This window comes from Streptomyces sp. UC4497 (assembly GCF_054871485.1).
This window is the reverse complement of sequence record NZ_JBTYHB010000059.1, coordinates 19,269-32,968: the sequence shown is the minus strand read 5'-3', so window position 1 is coordinate 32,968 and position 13,700 is coordinate 19,269. Positions and strand designations below refer to the sequence as shown.

10 protein-coding genes and 2 pseudogenes are annotated in these 13,700 nt (G+C 66.7%); 4 read left to right on the top strand and 8 right to left on the bottom strand.

Going from position 1 to position 13,700, the window contains the following annotated elements:
* Positions 1-182: 182 nt before the first annotated feature.
* Positions 183-923: a hypothetical protein gene (locus ACYSUO_RS40990; RefSeq protein WP_461781295.1), complete on the bottom strand. Its 741-nt coding sequence runs from the start codon at positions 921-923 to the stop codon at positions 183-185.
* 302 nt (positions 924-1,225) lie between these two features.
* Between ACYSUO_RS40990 and ACYSUO_RS40985 the strand changes: the two genes are divergently transcribed.
* A complete protein-coding gene (locus ACYSUO_RS40985) occupies positions 1,226-1,522 on the top strand; it encodes a DUF5763 domain-containing protein (RefSeq protein WP_461781294.1) in 297 nt (98 codons plus the stop codon).
* A 320-nt stretch (positions 1,523-1,842) separates the two neighbouring features.
* Here the strand turns inward: ACYSUO_RS40985 and ACYSUO_RS40980 are convergent, their stop codons facing one another.
* Together ACYSUO_RS40980 and ACYSUO_RS40975 are read right to left on the bottom strand one after the other, a co-directional pair.
* Positions 1,843-2,211: a hypothetical protein gene (locus tag ACYSUO_RS40980; RefSeq protein WP_461781293.1), complete on the bottom strand. Its 369-nt coding sequence runs from the start codon at positions 2,209-2,211 to the stop codon at positions 1,843-1,845.
* A gap of 850 nt (positions 2,212-3,061) precedes the next feature.
* Positions 3,062-4,133 (bottom strand): annotated as a pseudogene (locus ACYSUO_RS40975) (IS630 family transposase).
* Positions 4,134-4,623: 490 nt separating this feature from the next.
* Here ACYSUO_RS40975 and ACYSUO_RS40970 point away from each other — a divergent pair.
* Together ACYSUO_RS40970 and ACYSUO_RS40965 are read left to right on the top strand one after the other, a co-directional pair.
* Positions 4,624-4,809, top strand: a pseudogene (locus ACYSUO_RS40970) (NUDIX hydrolase); the annotation flags it as partial.
* 834 nt (positions 4,810-5,643) lie between these two features.
* Entirely contained in the window at positions 5,644-7,698 is a 2,055-nt protein-coding gene (locus ACYSUO_RS40965; protein WP_461781292.1) for an AIPR family protein, read from the top strand.
* Between the two features lie 30 nt (positions 7,699-7,728).
* On the opposite strand, the gene ACYSUO_RS40960 is transcribed toward ACYSUO_RS40965, so the two are convergent.
* The 5 genes from ACYSUO_RS40960 to ACYSUO_RS40940 all read right to left on the bottom strand — a co-directional run bounded on the left by ACYSUO_RS40960 (position 7,729) and on the right by ACYSUO_RS40940 (position 12,766).
* Positions 7,729-8,007, bottom strand: a complete 279-nt coding sequence (locus tag ACYSUO_RS40960) for a hypothetical protein (RefSeq protein WP_461781291.1) — start codon at positions 8,005-8,007, stop codon at positions 7,729-7,731.
* A 165-nt stretch (positions 8,008-8,172) separates the two neighbouring features.
* On the bottom strand, positions 8,173-8,586 hold the full coding sequence (locus ACYSUO_RS40955; protein WP_461781290.1) for a DUF5994 family protein: 414 nt from the start codon (positions 8,584-8,586) through the stop codon (positions 8,173-8,175).
* Positions 8,587-8,639: 53 nt separating this feature from the next.
* Positions 8,640-9,641 carry an acyl-CoA desaturase gene (locus ACYSUO_RS40950; RefSeq protein ID WP_461781289.1) on the bottom strand — a complete coding sequence of 334 codons (1,002 nt, stop codon included), beginning with the start codon at positions 9,639-9,641 and terminating at the stop codon, positions 8,640-8,642.
* A 796-nt stretch (positions 9,642-10,437) separates the two neighbouring features.
* Positions 10,438-11,568 carry a fatty acid desaturase family protein gene (locus tag ACYSUO_RS40945; RefSeq protein ID WP_461781288.1) on the bottom strand — a complete coding sequence of 377 codons (1,131 nt, stop codon included), beginning with the start codon at positions 11,566-11,568 and terminating at the stop codon, positions 10,438-10,440.
* A 70-nt stretch (positions 11,569-11,638) separates the two neighbouring features.
* Complete coding sequence (locus ACYSUO_RS40940; protein WP_461781287.1) at positions 11,639-12,766, bottom strand: ferredoxin reductase; 1,128 nt, start codon at positions 12,764-12,766, stop codon at positions 11,639-11,641.
* Between the two features lie 380 nt (positions 12,767-13,146).
* Between ACYSUO_RS40940 and ACYSUO_RS40935 the strand changes: the two genes are divergently transcribed.
* Positions 13,147-13,632: a DUF5994 family protein gene (locus ACYSUO_RS40935; protein WP_461781286.1), complete on the top strand. Its 486-nt coding sequence runs from the start codon at positions 13,147-13,149 to the stop codon at positions 13,630-13,632.
* The last annotated feature ends 68 nt before the right edge of the window (positions 13,633-13,700 follow it).

Genomic DNA, 13,700 nt, shown 5'->3' with positions numbered 1-13,700 from the left:
CCCCCCCCCCCCCCCCCCCCCCCCGGCCCCCCGCCCCCCCCCCCCGCCCGCCCGCCGCCCCCCCCCCCCCCCCCCCCCGCCCCCCACGCCCGCTCCACTGCGTGTGGGTCGACGGCGGACGGGATGGGAGCTGGGGTTGAGTGGTGGGCCTGTGAGGGTCTGCGCGATTCGGAAGATGCCACTCAGAGCAATTGCCCAAATGCATTCCTCAGGAATTCGTGCGCCGAATCCGAGTCTGCGACAGTCCCCTCAACACTGCAAAAATGCTCAGACATCCGCCTCACCTCCGGGGATTTATTCCATTTCCCCGAACTCGACTCTGGCGGCACAAGCTTGATTTTAGACCAACCCGGTATCGGTGCATCCGAGACCATCTCCGGCTCCAGGTCAACCCGTACCTTGATCTCCATTGGGTTGTAAGAGTAACGCACTGAACCATACGCGGCGCCGTTGTAATCGAGCATGTCAAGCGGCGCCAGCAGTGGTGACGTCCCCCGCAGGAACCACCAAGTAACCTCGGCGTAATCCTCGCATTCTTCGAGGCTCGGCGGCTCGGCACCATCGTGCTCAACGGCGTTACGCAGCTGCCTCATTCGCTGGAGCATGCGCTTACGGATTACGCCCCACTTCTCCAGGATACCCATCCAACCAATGGTCTTATATTCTGGGTACTGCTTAAATCCATACAGTGAGTCGAGGTGTTCCAAACGGGTCTGCATGGACCGCTTAAGCGCGAGAATAGCGTCGACCCTGTCGTATGAGGTCTGATGATTCTTGATCCTGTAATCGGCGTGCGCATGCGAGGACTCGGAACGCTCTTTGAGGACAAGGCCTTCAGCTCCGATACCGTCCCGCCCGGATCCATCTACGTAGGCGTCCGGAAAGGTTGCGTTCACCCACTGGAAAGTGCTCACTGCTCCCATGTAAAGCAGCATAGAGTCGGCACGTGCCCAATGCGCATGGGTTTTACATTCCACGAACACCATGTACGTCAACGGACCATCAGCACCGGTAGCTGGCACTCGGGCGGGTAAGGGTTCGACAAGGGTCGGCTGCCTCACCACTCAGGCCCGTGCCACACTCGTGCCAGGTCGACCGGGGAACCACGGGGAACGGCAGGTACGAAGTCGTCCGCACCGAGGGGGCGTTAAGGCGTTCCCTCGCAGGTCAGGGGCCCAACTGCCCCTAGATCAGCTGAGCTTCCCAAGCTCAGGCCCCCTGGGGCATGGCCAGTTACCTCAGTTGGCCCCCTCCGCCACACAAGCTCTGCCAGAATCCGCCCATGCGGCGTTGTTCTGGCATGACACGGCAGGGACGGCCGTGCGGCAACCCAGCCGGGCGGAATGGTTACTGTCATTTGCACGGCGGCGCTCCGCTCCGAAGGTCGAGCGCCAACGTCCGCCCTCCGCGCATCGCAGCGCCTCATCAGCAGCAGAGGCAACGAGGTTGGTGGTGGCGGCTTCGGTGGCTCTTCATGAGCTGGCTTGAGATGCTTCGTAGCCTCCTCAGCCGCCGCAGGTGAAGCCGCCCACCAAGTCGCACTCAGGCCGTAAGAGCTGAGTGTCTAACTGCGTGACAACCGCGACGCACACCCGCGAACAACCGTGGACGTCAGCGGACCATCAGCACAGGTGACAGGTACAGCAGCCCAAGGGCAACGGCCATACCGAATTGCTTCGGGACGAAGAGGTCGTGGGTTCAAATCCCGCCACCCCGACAGCTGAAACACCAGGTCAGGGGCCTGATCCGCATAGCGGGTCAGGCCCCTGAGTGGTTTCCGGGGCCCTCCTGGGAGCCATTTGGGAGCCAGTCACGAGATCCGGCTCCCGAATCTCCCGGTAATCAAGCGGCCTTCTTCGGCACCGAGACGGTTTCCTCAGGCGGGTCGAGAAGCGTGAACTCGCAGTCACCAGGGTGCCGCCCCAAGCGCTGGACCATCAGTGCGCCCAGAAGCGCGGCTCCCGGTCCGCGCACCGGCCCCGCCTCGGTACCGACGAAGATCAGGCCGTTCTCGTCCGGCTGCCAGTTCTCGTACTCGCTTCCGGCAACCGATGCGAGACAGAAACCGAGGAGGTCGGCCTGTAGCCCAGTGGGCAGGTCACCGCGGAGGAATACCAGCGGATGCGCCATCCCCTCGTCGTCGTAGCCAGCTGCCACGACGGCACCGAGCCCCTTAGGCAACGGGTACATGTCTTTGGGGATACCCTCCACGACACCTTGAGGTGGAGGACGGCAACGTCCTTCAACTCGGCGAGGACCTCCTCGTCACATCGCCAGCCGTCCTTCGGCGCCCAGTGCCCGTCGCCGTAGAGGTCCAGGACGTCTGCCGTCGCCTCCGGTGGTTCTGCTCGCACTGAATCCGGCAGGTCATCCACTTCCTCCACCGTTGCGCCTTGCTCCTCCGTCTCCGGCCAGAACCTCAGGACGGGATAGGGCCGGTGGATGCAGTGAGCCAGCAGAGACCGGATGGCGAAGGCGACTTGGGTATAGCTCAGTCCGGGATGCATGAGGATGCAAAGCCGTCCTGTGATGACGCCGAGCGCCGCGTGCATGTTCTGCTCCCCCAGGCCGAACTCGATCGCCCGTGCGTCCAACGCCTCCATCAGCACCGGGAGCTCCAGCCCCCAGGCGTCATGCGCCCGGATCCTGCACGGGGCCTTGTTCTCGTCCTGAGGCTCCTCTGATACCCGTTGCGTTGCTCGCGCTTGTATCGAAGTCGACGGTGCCTCGTACGTGTCGCGACGCTTCAGCCAGGGCCAGCTCGCCCGCATCGTCTTTGCGAAACACGTCGGCATCGGCCCAAGGGGCAACCAGGGAGGTTGGGTTGACCCACTCCTGGAGACCGGAGTCGTCGCCGTCGAAGAACCGTACGTGAATCCATCCGCTTTTGCCGGGACCTCCTACACGAACGATCTCGACCTCGCGCAATGGGCCGCCCAGCTCCTTCGGCCTCGCTCGGTATGCCCAACGCTCTTCCGCTTCCATGCGTCTATTGAGCCAGTTCTCCCGTGGCCGTAACCGCCATTCGCAACAAGGCGCCGTATCGCTACTGAGCTTGAACTCATGAAGTCGTCGCGGTGATGGATAGGCCGGTCCCGGCGAGGCATCCGTCGATCAGGCGGGGACGGTACTGGATCTTCCTCATGCCGTGCCGGATCGACTGGATGAGGTGTTCGGGGGTGGTGAAGGCGGTGTTGGACAGCCAGCCGCGCCGCAGCAGCGACCAGACGCCCTCGACCGGGTTGAGGTCGGGTGCGTAGGAGGGCAGCTGGTAGACGGTCAGCCAGTCCTGCCGGGCGATGAACTGCCGCATGCCATACCCCAGATGGACGTTGAGGTTGTCCCAGACGAGCACGATCGGGGCACCGAGCTGGGCGTGGGCGGTGATGAGCAAGTCGCGGTAGTCGGTCCAGGCGAAGCTCTTGCGTCCGTCGCGCCGGCCGTCGTCGCGACGCGGCCGGTAGATCAGTCGGGAGCGTTCACCTGGCTTGTAGCAGGCCAGCGCGGCGATCAAGATGCGACGCCGAGAGCGGCCGCGGACACGGATCACCAGGGTGTGCCCCCGGCGGGCCCAGGTGCGGGCAACCGGCGGCGTCATCGAGAAGCGGGACTCGTCCTCGAAGACGATCCGCGCCCCGAGCGCCGCCGCGGTGCTTCCACCTGCGGCCAGGTTTCCTTCACCCAGCCGGAGATCTGCTCCTCCTAGCGTTCGACGGCACGTCTGGTCGGTATCTGGCAGGAAAACCCGTGCCGAATGAGCAGCTGCGCACGCCTTGCAGGGTGTAGCTCTTGTGGAACCGACGGCCGATCACGGTCTTGATCCGCGATAGCGTCCACCGCTGATCCGGCCAGCCGTGCGCGACCGGCCCCTTGGCCAACTCCCTCTCCAGCTGTGCGAACTGGGTCTCGCTGAGCTTGGGCGGTGAGGCCGAACCAGCCGACCGCAGAGCCTGCGGGCCGCCCTTGTCCCAGGCCCTCCGCCACCGCTGGACCGACCGGACGCTGCCCCTTAACTCCTTCGCGATCACCGAGCTCGGCTTACCGGAGGCAAACCGCTCGGCCGCCTTTATCCGGATCCCCTCGCGGAACTGCCGGCGCTCGCCCGACAGACCGCCGCCCTGCGCGTGCCTCATAACGACCGGCATACCCCGAGGATCAAGCCCTGTCAGCGGCTACGACAACCCGAGTTCAAGCTCAGTAATCATGTGGGGCTCGATGTCCATTCCCGGCAACTTCGCGGCACCAACGAGAACCTTCCGGAATTCGCGCCGTACGTTCGCGGCATCCAGCTCGGCGCCCGCGGCCGAGGTGAAGACGAGCTCGGTTTCCTTCCACTCATCACCGGCCGCGAGTCGTTGTCAGTCCTGAGTCAGCCCTGACGCTTCCGATGGATCTTGAGTGCGTCGATGGGCTGCCGGGCAGTGCGAACGGGCGGCTGGATTCCGGGGCTTCGTGTCGCCGGAGCTCTGTATCGAGCGCCACACGGCGATGTGAGGCGGAATCGCGGGGGCGTGGTCAGGTCTCCTTCGAGGGCTACGTGCCCCCAGGTGAGCGGGCGCATCTCCTCGGTCCGGCCGCCGGTGAGGAGCGAGACCACGAGGAAGCGTAGATCGGTGAATCCTCGTAAGCCAACAGTTCTCGATCTGCTTCACGGCCCGGCTCACCGGCGGTGAACTCCGTACGAGCATTGAGAGCAAGGAAGTTTCGTTCGTCGCGCCGAGCAAGCTGGACAAACTGAAGATCTACCCGCCCATACGCATGCGGACCGAGCACGGCCTGTCCGGCCGTACGGAGCCCTATATCGGTTGATCACTCCGCGAGGCGCGCCCAAGTGCGCTCGACAGCGACGCCCAGGTAAGGTCCCCTTGCTTATCGCGGTATACACGACACTACCGACCTCGTACCGAACGAGGATCTCGTCCATCCGATGGCGGAAGTCGAAGGACTGCCTGGCGGGCCCGGAGGTCATGTCGGCATAGATCAACGCATCCAGGAGCGGCGAGCCCTCCCGCTCGTACACGGCCAACTCGCCCACCAGTCAGCGCTGTTCCTCCTCGAAGACAGCACCGGAGTGCTGAGCGAAGATCCGCACGAGTCGTGCCGGGGCGGCGAGGGTATCAAGATGCCGAGCCCCCTCGATCGAATGCAACCGTTCTCGCGCCCAACTACGCGGAGTACCCAAGGTCGTGCAACCAGGCGGCAGCTTCGAGCAGTTCTCGTTCCGAATCCGGCACAGAAGCCGCCACCTCGCAGGCGCGCGCCGCCACGGCCTGAGTGTGTAACCAGCGGTTCCTGATCGGAGACAACAGGGATTCAGCGGGTTCGGCCGCACCTTGAGGCGTGCACAATGCAAGAGGTATGGAGTGGGAAACACCCTCTGCGGCTGGGGCGGTCGGGATCCACAGCTTCAGGCAGCCACCATGGGGCGAGCCTCGCAGACCATGACCCCAACGTCGTGCTTCACCGGGCAGGTCCACAGACTGCCCGACGCGCCGGAAGTTCACGGCGCCAGGCAGCTCCCGCCCAAAGCCGCGCCGCCGACGTTCACTTCCTCCCCTCCACGGCATCGGCCGCAGCGAATAGGTGGCTCAGCGCTCACCGACGCTCTAGGCTGATAGCTCATCAGATCACGGGGAGGTCAGCGTGAAGGACCTGCAAGTCAGGCAGCTAGAGAAGGCTTTGGTCGAACAGTTTGACGGGCTAATCGACATGACTGACTTGGAGGGTCGGGACGAATCTTCCGTGCGGACGGCGTTCTTGAGCCGCGCGCTAGCAGCACTGGCCGTGCTCGAAGTAGCTGGTCTTGGCCGCAAACAGGCTGCGGCTTGCATTATTGACGGCTTCGACGATCAAGGAATTGATGCTGTAGCAGTCGACAACGACGCACCACACATCTGGATCGTCCAAGCTAAATGGAGCAAGGAAGGAAACGCAACATTCGACCAGAAGGCTCTTTTCGCCGCCAAGGAAGGACTCAAAAAGCTAGTCAATAGCCAGTATGATCGATTCAATAAGAAGCTCCAACCTATGGTTCCGAACCTAAACTCGGCCCTAAGTAACCCTCGCGTTCAAATCACGATTGTTCCTGCACTAGCCGGAGACCGGGGACTATCCACAGGAATTCTACGCGATTTTGAGGATCTACTCCGCGAATACAACGACCCGCAGGAGATCCTTCGAGTCGAGCCCATTTTGCTACCACATTTCATCAGCGCCCTGAGGTCAGGACTCGATGACCCGAAGGTCGACCTCACGGCTAGAATGCCGGACTTTCGCTACCATGATGAGCCATACCTGGCGTACTTTGGCACTTTGACAGCCGATCAAGTCGCCCGCTGGTACGGCGAACACCGCCACCGACTTTTTCAGCGCAACATTCGATTCCCTCTGGGCCTAACCAAGATCAATGCTGGGCTAGTGGAGACCGTACTACGCGAACCGGAGCATTTCTGGTATTTTCATAATGGGATCACCGTACTGTGCGACCAACTGAAGGTGAGCCCCCGCGGCGATCTAGAGCTCTCAGGCGCCAGCGTAGTAAATGGTGCACAGACCGTTGCATCGCTGCATGAGGCCACCGAACGCTCCAAGGAGTCTGTAGCACGCGCACGCCTGAATGTGAGAATCATCCCACTCAAGGGAACCCCCAATAATTTTGACCGTCGCGTCACTATCGCAACCAACACTCAGAACGGCGTAGCCGAACAGGACTTCAGGGCGCTCGATCAAATCCAAACGCGACTTCGATACGACTTCGACGTCACACTGAACAAGAAGTACATAATTAAACGCGGCGAAGCTGCCCCAGCACCTTCCGAAGGCTGCGACATGGTAGAGGCAGCAATCGCTCTAGCGTGTGCGCACCAGGAAGCGAAATTTTCCTTCCAGGCGAAATCTGAGACGGGCCTTCTATGGAAGGACGAAACCTATCCAAGAATCTTCCGTAGTAGGGATGCCCGCCAGGTATGGCGTGCCGTTCAACTACTTAGGGAGGTTAAGCAGGAGGTGGATCGCCGACAACAAGGCCTGGAAGGGCGTGCTGGCGTTTTCGCCGAGCAAGGCCCGTACTTGATCGCGCATCTAGTATTCCAAAGGAATCGGAACTGGTCCTCCTGCGCGGACAGCGAATTGGAAAAGCTCGCGAAGCGAATCCCTGACTCCGTAGATGCCGCTCTACGGTGGGCTATGCACGCCTTGGACGAATCTGGAATACAGATCGGTGCAGCATTCCGAACGGCCCAACGCTACGAGACGGTAGTAGAAAATGCCGCTTCCGGCATGCTTTCAGGACAGCCGACCCCGGATCTGTCCTCGGAATACGAAGTAACGGAACGGGAAAAGCGGGCTCGCCAAGCAAACGCCGTCACGGTAATCGTGGACGCAGGGGCCATTGAAGAAGGTACCCGCCTTGAGTTCCGGCCGATTGTGGAACCGGAACGACGTGCATTGACTGAGTGGCTATCGGAAGATCAGCGTCGCGGGTCGGCAACCTGGGTAGTAAGCAGGAGCAGAAGTAGGGTACTCCTTTGGGAATGGGATGGAGAGCGTTACTCTCCGAGCGCGTTGGTTATGGAGATGTTCAAACAAGCCAACAAATCGGGTCCAAAAGCCGTACAGGGAACGCGCCGTTGGTTTGTCCCCGGGCAAGGTTCACTGGTCGATATCGCGAACAGGATTCGCAACGAAGCGCCAGAGTAACAATCGCCGGTGCGCCTTCCGAACGCCGCGTCATGTCCCAGTCGTGTCGTTCTCCGCGATCAGCAGGGCGAATCCGGGGCGCCGCATGTCGATCACGAGCCGGCGCAGGAACGTCCGGGTCAGCCGGTTCCATTCCAGGGAACCGGCCCCGGAGATGGTGGCGCGCAACGCGCCCAACTCCGTCAAGCGGTCCGTGATCTGACAGCGGGTCAGTTGCCGGATGTGTTCGGCCTCCCACAGGGACGGCGCGAGGTGCCGCACATGGGGATACGGGGGCGCGTCGAGCGTCCGGGACGCTTGTGCTGTCATGTGGCGGACCCTGTCCAGGGCGCGGTCACGGCGGGCCCGGCGTCGTCGCTCGCCGAAGGCGGCGCGGGCGTGGAGCCGGTGCACGGAGAACTCTCGGTCCTTCCACGGAACTCCGGGCCGGGGCGGCCCCCGCCGAGGAGCCGCACCCGGGCCTGAGCGTGCCCGTCAGGCGAGGTGTCGGAGGTCGTCGACGCCCGAGGCCCCCGCCATGATCGGTTCCGCCTCCTCCTCGGTCGTGTCCGGCGGTACGACGAGCAGGTCCCAGCGTCCGTGGCCGGGGGCGACGAGGACGACGGTGTGGAGGGGAGTGACCGCCAGGCTCCTGCGCAGGCGGACGACCTGGTCGGCGACGAGCATCCGGCCCGGTGTGGTCGGCCACGCGGCCCCGTCGAACAGGACACTGCTGATGTGGCCCCAGGTCCGCGGCAACCCTGCAAGCAGCGTGGGGAGTTCGGAGACCAGGTCGTACGAACGCGGCCACCAGGCCCCGTCGATGGCTCGGGGCCCGCCGGCGTGCGGGGCCAGACGCAGGCGCAGCAGGGGCTGGGAGGGAGGCGGAAGGGGCGGTGCGAGGGTCATGAGGGTGACTCCTGCCGGCTGCGTGCGCGGGTGAGTGGGTGACGGGGCGTGCGTCAGATGCGGCGGGCGGCGACGCGGTCCGGCGTCGGCCAGCGCACGTCGTGCGCGAGGCCGAGGCGCTCGAGGATCCGGATGACCGCGGCCGACGGGTCGAGCTGACCGCGCTCCACCCCGTGCCGGGCGCTGGTCGGGTCGGCGTGGTGGAGGTTGTGCCAGCTCTCGCCGAAGGAGAGCAGGGCGAGCGGCCACAGGTTGGTGGCCCGGTCGTGGCGGCGGGTACGGAACGGGCGCTCGCCGATCATGTGGCAAAGCGAGTTCACGCTCCAGGTGACGTGGTGGAGCAGCGCGATGCGGACAAGCCCCGCCCACAGCAGGGCGGTCACCGCGTGCAGCCAGCTGCCGCCGATCGCCCAGCCGAGGCCGAACGGCAGGGCGAGCGTGAGCAGACACAGGACCGGGAAGGCGCGGGAGACCCGGCGGATGTCGCGGTCGGCCAGCAGGTCGGGGGCGTAACGCTCCGGCTCCGTGGGGTCGTTGCGGAACAGCCAGCCGATGTGCGCGTGCAGCAGACCACGCAACTGGCCGCGCAGGTGGGTGCCGTAGCGGTACGGGGAGTGCGGATCGCCGGGGCGGTCGGTGAAGGCGTGGAGGCGGCGGTGCGTGGCGACCCAGCCGACGACGTCGCCCTGGAAGCTCATCGACCCGGCCACCGCGAGGGCGACGCGCACGGGGCGGGCGGCCCGGTAGCTGCCGTGGGTGAGACCGCGGTGGAAGCCGACCGTGACTCCGAGGCCCGTGAGCACGTACAGGGCGGCCCCGAGAATGATGTCCGTGGGATGGATCAGCCGCCCCCACAGCAGCCATCCGGCGGCGCCGAGCGCCACGAACGGCAGCACCACGATCGCCGCGGTCACCGACACGTACAGCCGCTCTCCGCCGCCCCGGTCATGCGGCGAACCGTCGGGTGGGAACGGCGAGTTGCCGTCATAGGGTGCGGGCGGCGCGGCGGCGTCCGACGAGCGGGCGAGAGTATGCGCGGCGGGCTCCGGGGACATGTGTGGGCTCCTCGACTGGTGAGCGGCGGCGCGGCCGGGGTCGAGGGCAGCCCCTGAGTGAGTGGCGGGGAAAGGGAGCAAGGCGTTGCGCGGTGACCGGGCACCGCCATTCGAACGCCCCCCCCGCCTTCTTGCACCGTACTCCTGCGCGGCCGGAAACGGCTCCCCGGCGGCGCGTGGGCGGCAGATGCCGTGAGGAGGAGCGATCGGACCTCGCCGGGCGTAGGCTGAACACCGGAAATGCCTTCAAGTGGGCAGTCCATACGAGGACTTGGGACGGCCGCCGCCGATCAAGCGACCGGGGGCGGCCGTCGGGCGCGAGGAGCAGTGGCTCCCCCATCCGCTCCTCGCGCGGGGCCCAACTGCGGCAGCGGGGCGCGGGAGTTCCCCGCTGCGATCACGCAGGAGGGCAGGGGCTGGAGTCGCGCCTCGTCGGCGATGCGCGACTCCAGCGGGCCCGGGACATATGCGCGCCGAGTCGGGGCCGGCAGCCGGCCAAACGGAGCGTACTGCGGCCGTCACACTGATCGGTAGGGCGCACAGATCGGTGGCCCGGGCCCGCGGCCCCTTCGGGCCACGCCTGGTCGCGTCGTGTCCACCGCAGGAGGCCGGGGTGCCCCGCACGTCCGGACGCCCTACCGGATCCGGCGTACCCGGACTCGTCCGGGTGACCGGTGCCGCCGCCCCGTCGGCAGGACTGGCGTGCATACGGCAGTTGGCGCAGCCGCCGACGACAGCGGCCGCATTCCAGGCCCCCGGCCCCGGGCCCCCAGCACTCCGACCTCCGCCGGTCCGGTCACTCGGCCCGGCGGTGGTCCTCGCTCTCACTTTCCGCCCCTTGATGTGCCGTCGGCAGGGCGTGCCGCAGCACCCGGCCCCACATCGACGCGTACTGCCGCCACAGCGGCCCGGTGGCGTACGGGAGTCCGTAGCGGGCGCAGATCTTCCGGACCCGTGGAGCGAGCTCGCTGTAGCGGTTGCTGGGCAGGTCGGGGAAGAGGTGGTGCTCGATCTGGTGGCTGAGGTTGCCGGTGAGGAGGTGCAGCAGCGGCCCGCCGTCGATGTTCGCCGAGCCCTGGATCTGGCGCAGATACCACTCGCCCCGGCTCTCCCCCTCCATCTGCTCCTCCGTGTACGCGAAGGTGTGCACGTCGCTGGGGAAGTGCCCGCAGAAGATGACCGTGTGCGCCCAGACGTTGCGGGCGGTGGTGGCGGTGAGATTGCCGAGGAGGCAGGGCAGCGCGGAGGGCCCGGCGAGGAGCGGGAAGAGGACGTAGTCCTTGGCCGCCTGGCGAACCGCCTTGCCGAGCATCGCGGTGGTGTCCCCGAGGAAGGCGCGCACGCTCTTGCGGCCCGCCAACGCCTCGTCCGCCTCCAGGTCGTACAGGGCGATGCCCCACTCGAAGACGGGCGCGAGCAGGGCCGTGAACAGCGGCTGGAGGAGATGGCCCGGGTGCCAGGGCTGATCGGGGGCCATGCGCAGGACCGTGTAGCCGAGGTCGCGGTCACGGCCGACGACATTGGTGTACGTGTGGTGCAGGTGGTTGTGGGTGCGTTTCCAGGCGTCGGCGGGGGTGGCGAAGTCCCACTCCCAGGTCGTCGAGTGGATCGCCGGGTCACCGAGCCAGTCCCACTGTCCGTGCAGGATGTTGTGGCCCAGCTCCATGTTCTCCAGGGTCTTGGCGAAGGCGAGCAGGGCGGTGCCGGTGAACCAGGCGGGTGGGAAGAGGGAGACGGCGAGCGCGAGGCGGCCGCCGGTCTCGCAGCCGCGTTGCACGGCGATGACAGTACGTATGTAGTGGGCGTCGTCGGCGCCGCGCGCCGCCATGAACTCGGCGCGGAGCGCGTCCAGTTCACGCCCCAGTTGTTCCGTGAGGTCGGCGTCCGGTTCCCCGGGCGCGGGATCGCTGAATACGGCGGCTGTCATGGGAGTCTCCTCGAAGGCTCGGGTGTCGCAGCGGTCGGGTACTCACAGGTGTGCACTCATGGACCTGTACTCACAGGTCGAGGACGAGCGTGCCCGCGGCGCCGTTGACGCAGGTCTGGACCAACTCACTTGGTTCGCCGTGCAGTTCACCGGTGCGCAGGTCACGCACCCGCCCCTCGACGATCGGGACGAGGCAGCCGAAGCAGAGGCCGCGGCGGCAGCCGTGGGGCATCGGCACACCCATCGATTCGCCGGCCGAGAGGAGCGGCACACCGGGCGCCGCCTCCGCCCACCTGTCGCTGCGCGCGAAGCGCACCCGGCCGCCGACCGTATCGGCGTCGACCGGGAGCACGGGGGTCAGGCGGAAGCGCTCCACCCGCAGCCGTTGCCGCACTCCCCCTGCGTCCCACTGCCGCTCCGCCGCGTCCAGGAGCCCGGCAGGACCGCACACCCACGTGTCCCGCAGGCGCCAGTCCGGACACGACGCGGCGATCCGCTCGGCGGTCAGCCGGCCGTCCGTACGCGTATGGGTCAGCCGGACCGTCAGCCACGGCAACTGGGCTGCCAAAGCGGCCAGTTCGGCACGGAAGAGGCACTCCGCCGGCGACGGCGCGCTGTGCAGGAGCAGGGTGTCCGGGGCGGCGCTCCCGCGGCGGGCGAGCGCGCGCAGCATCCCCATCACGGGCGTGAGGCCACTGCCCGCCGTCACGAACAGCAGCCGCTCCGGCAGCGGCCTCGGCAGCACGAACTCCCCTTGTGCCGGGCCGAGTCGGAGCACCGTGCCGGGAGTTGTCCTGTGCACCAGGTGCGGAGAGACCCGGCCGTCGGGGTGGGCTTTCACGGTGACGGTGATCTCGGCGGCCCCGTCGTCGGGCGGCGAGGTGATCGAGTACGTACGCCAGTGCCGTACGCCGTCGATCTCGACCCCGACCGGAAGGTACTGCCCGGCCCGGTGGCCGCTCCAGCCCCGGCCCGGCCGGATCGCCAGGGTGGCCGCCCCCGGGCCCTCGCTCCGTACTCCGGTGACCCGGCCCGCGGGATGCCGCGCCGACCACAAGGGATCGAGCAGGCCGAGATAGTCGTCCGGCGAGAGCGGGCTGGTCAGCCAGGACACGGCCGCCAGGGCGGCGCGGCGCCCCGGCCGGTCGGTGAAGGACCGCAGCAGCGCTCCCGGTGAGCGTCGCACCTGCTCGGACATGCGGGGGCCCCTCCCCATACCGAAATCCCGAATGTCGGATGCCGAATGCCGGATGTCGAATGCCGACTGGCTGATGTGTCGGACCGCTTGCGCCGAGCGAAGCACACAGGGCGGCGGATCACACCGCCCCACGGCACGCTTCGCGCCATCGGCCGCGCGGCTCCTGTCAGGCGGGATGCGCCGATGCCCAGCGTGTGGCTCCGCCGGGACTCCCGAGGTTGGCCCGATGGCAACGCCTCGACCCGGCACGGACCGCCTCTCGCGGGCCGAGTCGTACGCTGGGACCACCGGGTGCTCCTCGTACGCCGACTCCGCTCGACGTCGCTTCCGGCGCACCACGACACGGGCCCCACGGCGCGGCCCGAAAAGGGGCGTGCGTCATGAACGCACTGATCGCCCACCGCAGTTGGACCGGTTCCGAGCATCCCGTCGTGCACCCGCCCGCCCGGGTCTCCCTGCGCCCGCCGACCTTCCCGCCGGGACCGGTGTGCGGGGCCTGGTGGCCGCGCACCGACGAGCTGGCCACCGAACTGGCCGCGCTCACCGAGGTGTTCGAGGCGACCCGCGGGCGCGTGACCCGCATCGCCTCCCCCAGGGGCAGCTGGCCGACGGAGCCGCGCACCCTGTCCGTGACGGGCCACATGGTGTCGGCCGCGTGGTACACGTCGGGTCTCGACCCCTACACGATCCGGCTCTTCTCCTACGGAGCCGGGCGCTGGGACCTGCTCGTCGTCCCGTCGGACAGCCAGGAAGACACGGCCGCCCGGCTGATGCACGCGGCGGCCGACCCCGCCCTCCGTCTCACCGGGACCGCGCTGATGGCAACCGAGGACTCCTCGGCACCACGAACGAATGACGCTTCGTGACCAGCCGTCACCAACACGCGTGCAGGCGTACGTTGGAGTCGCCGAGGGCACGTCGTACGCCGGCATCC

What these genes read in the sequence shown, in the direction of transcription:
- ACYSUO_RS40960 (WP_461781291.1), bottom strand. Translation starts at nt 8,007, where the DNA reads ATGACAGCACAAGCGTCCCGGACGCTCGACGCGCCCCCGTATCCCCAT.
- ACYSUO_RS40950 (WP_461781289.1), bottom strand. Translation starts at nt 9,641, where the DNA reads ATGTCCCCGGAGCCCGCCGCGCATACTCTCGCCCGCTCGTCGGACGCC.
- ACYSUO_RS40955 (WP_461781290.1), bottom strand. Translation starts at nt 8,586, where the DNA reads ATGACCCTCGCACCGCCCCTTCCGCCTCCCTCCCAGCCCCTGCTGCGC.
- ACYSUO_RS40985 (WP_461781294.1), top strand. Translation starts at nt 1,226, where the DNA reads ATGGCCAGTTACCTCAGTTGGCCCCCTCCGCCACACAAGCTCTGCCAG.
- ACYSUO_RS40940 (WP_461781287.1), bottom strand. Translation starts at nt 12,766, where the DNA reads ATGTCCGAGCAGGTGCGACGCTCACCGGGAGCGCTGCTGCGGTCCTTC.
- ACYSUO_RS40990 (WP_461781295.1), bottom strand. Translation starts at nt 923, where the DNA reads ATGGGAGCAGTGAGCACTTTCCAGTGGGTGAACGCAACCTTTCCGGAC.
- ACYSUO_RS40935 (WP_461781286.1), top strand. Translation starts at nt 13,147, where the DNA reads ATGAACGCACTGATCGCCCACCGCAGTTGGACCGGTTCCGAGCATCCC.
- ACYSUO_RS40945 (WP_461781288.1), bottom strand. Translation starts at nt 11,568, where the DNA reads ATGACAGCCGCCGTATTCAGCGATCCCGCGCCCGGGGAACCGGACGCC.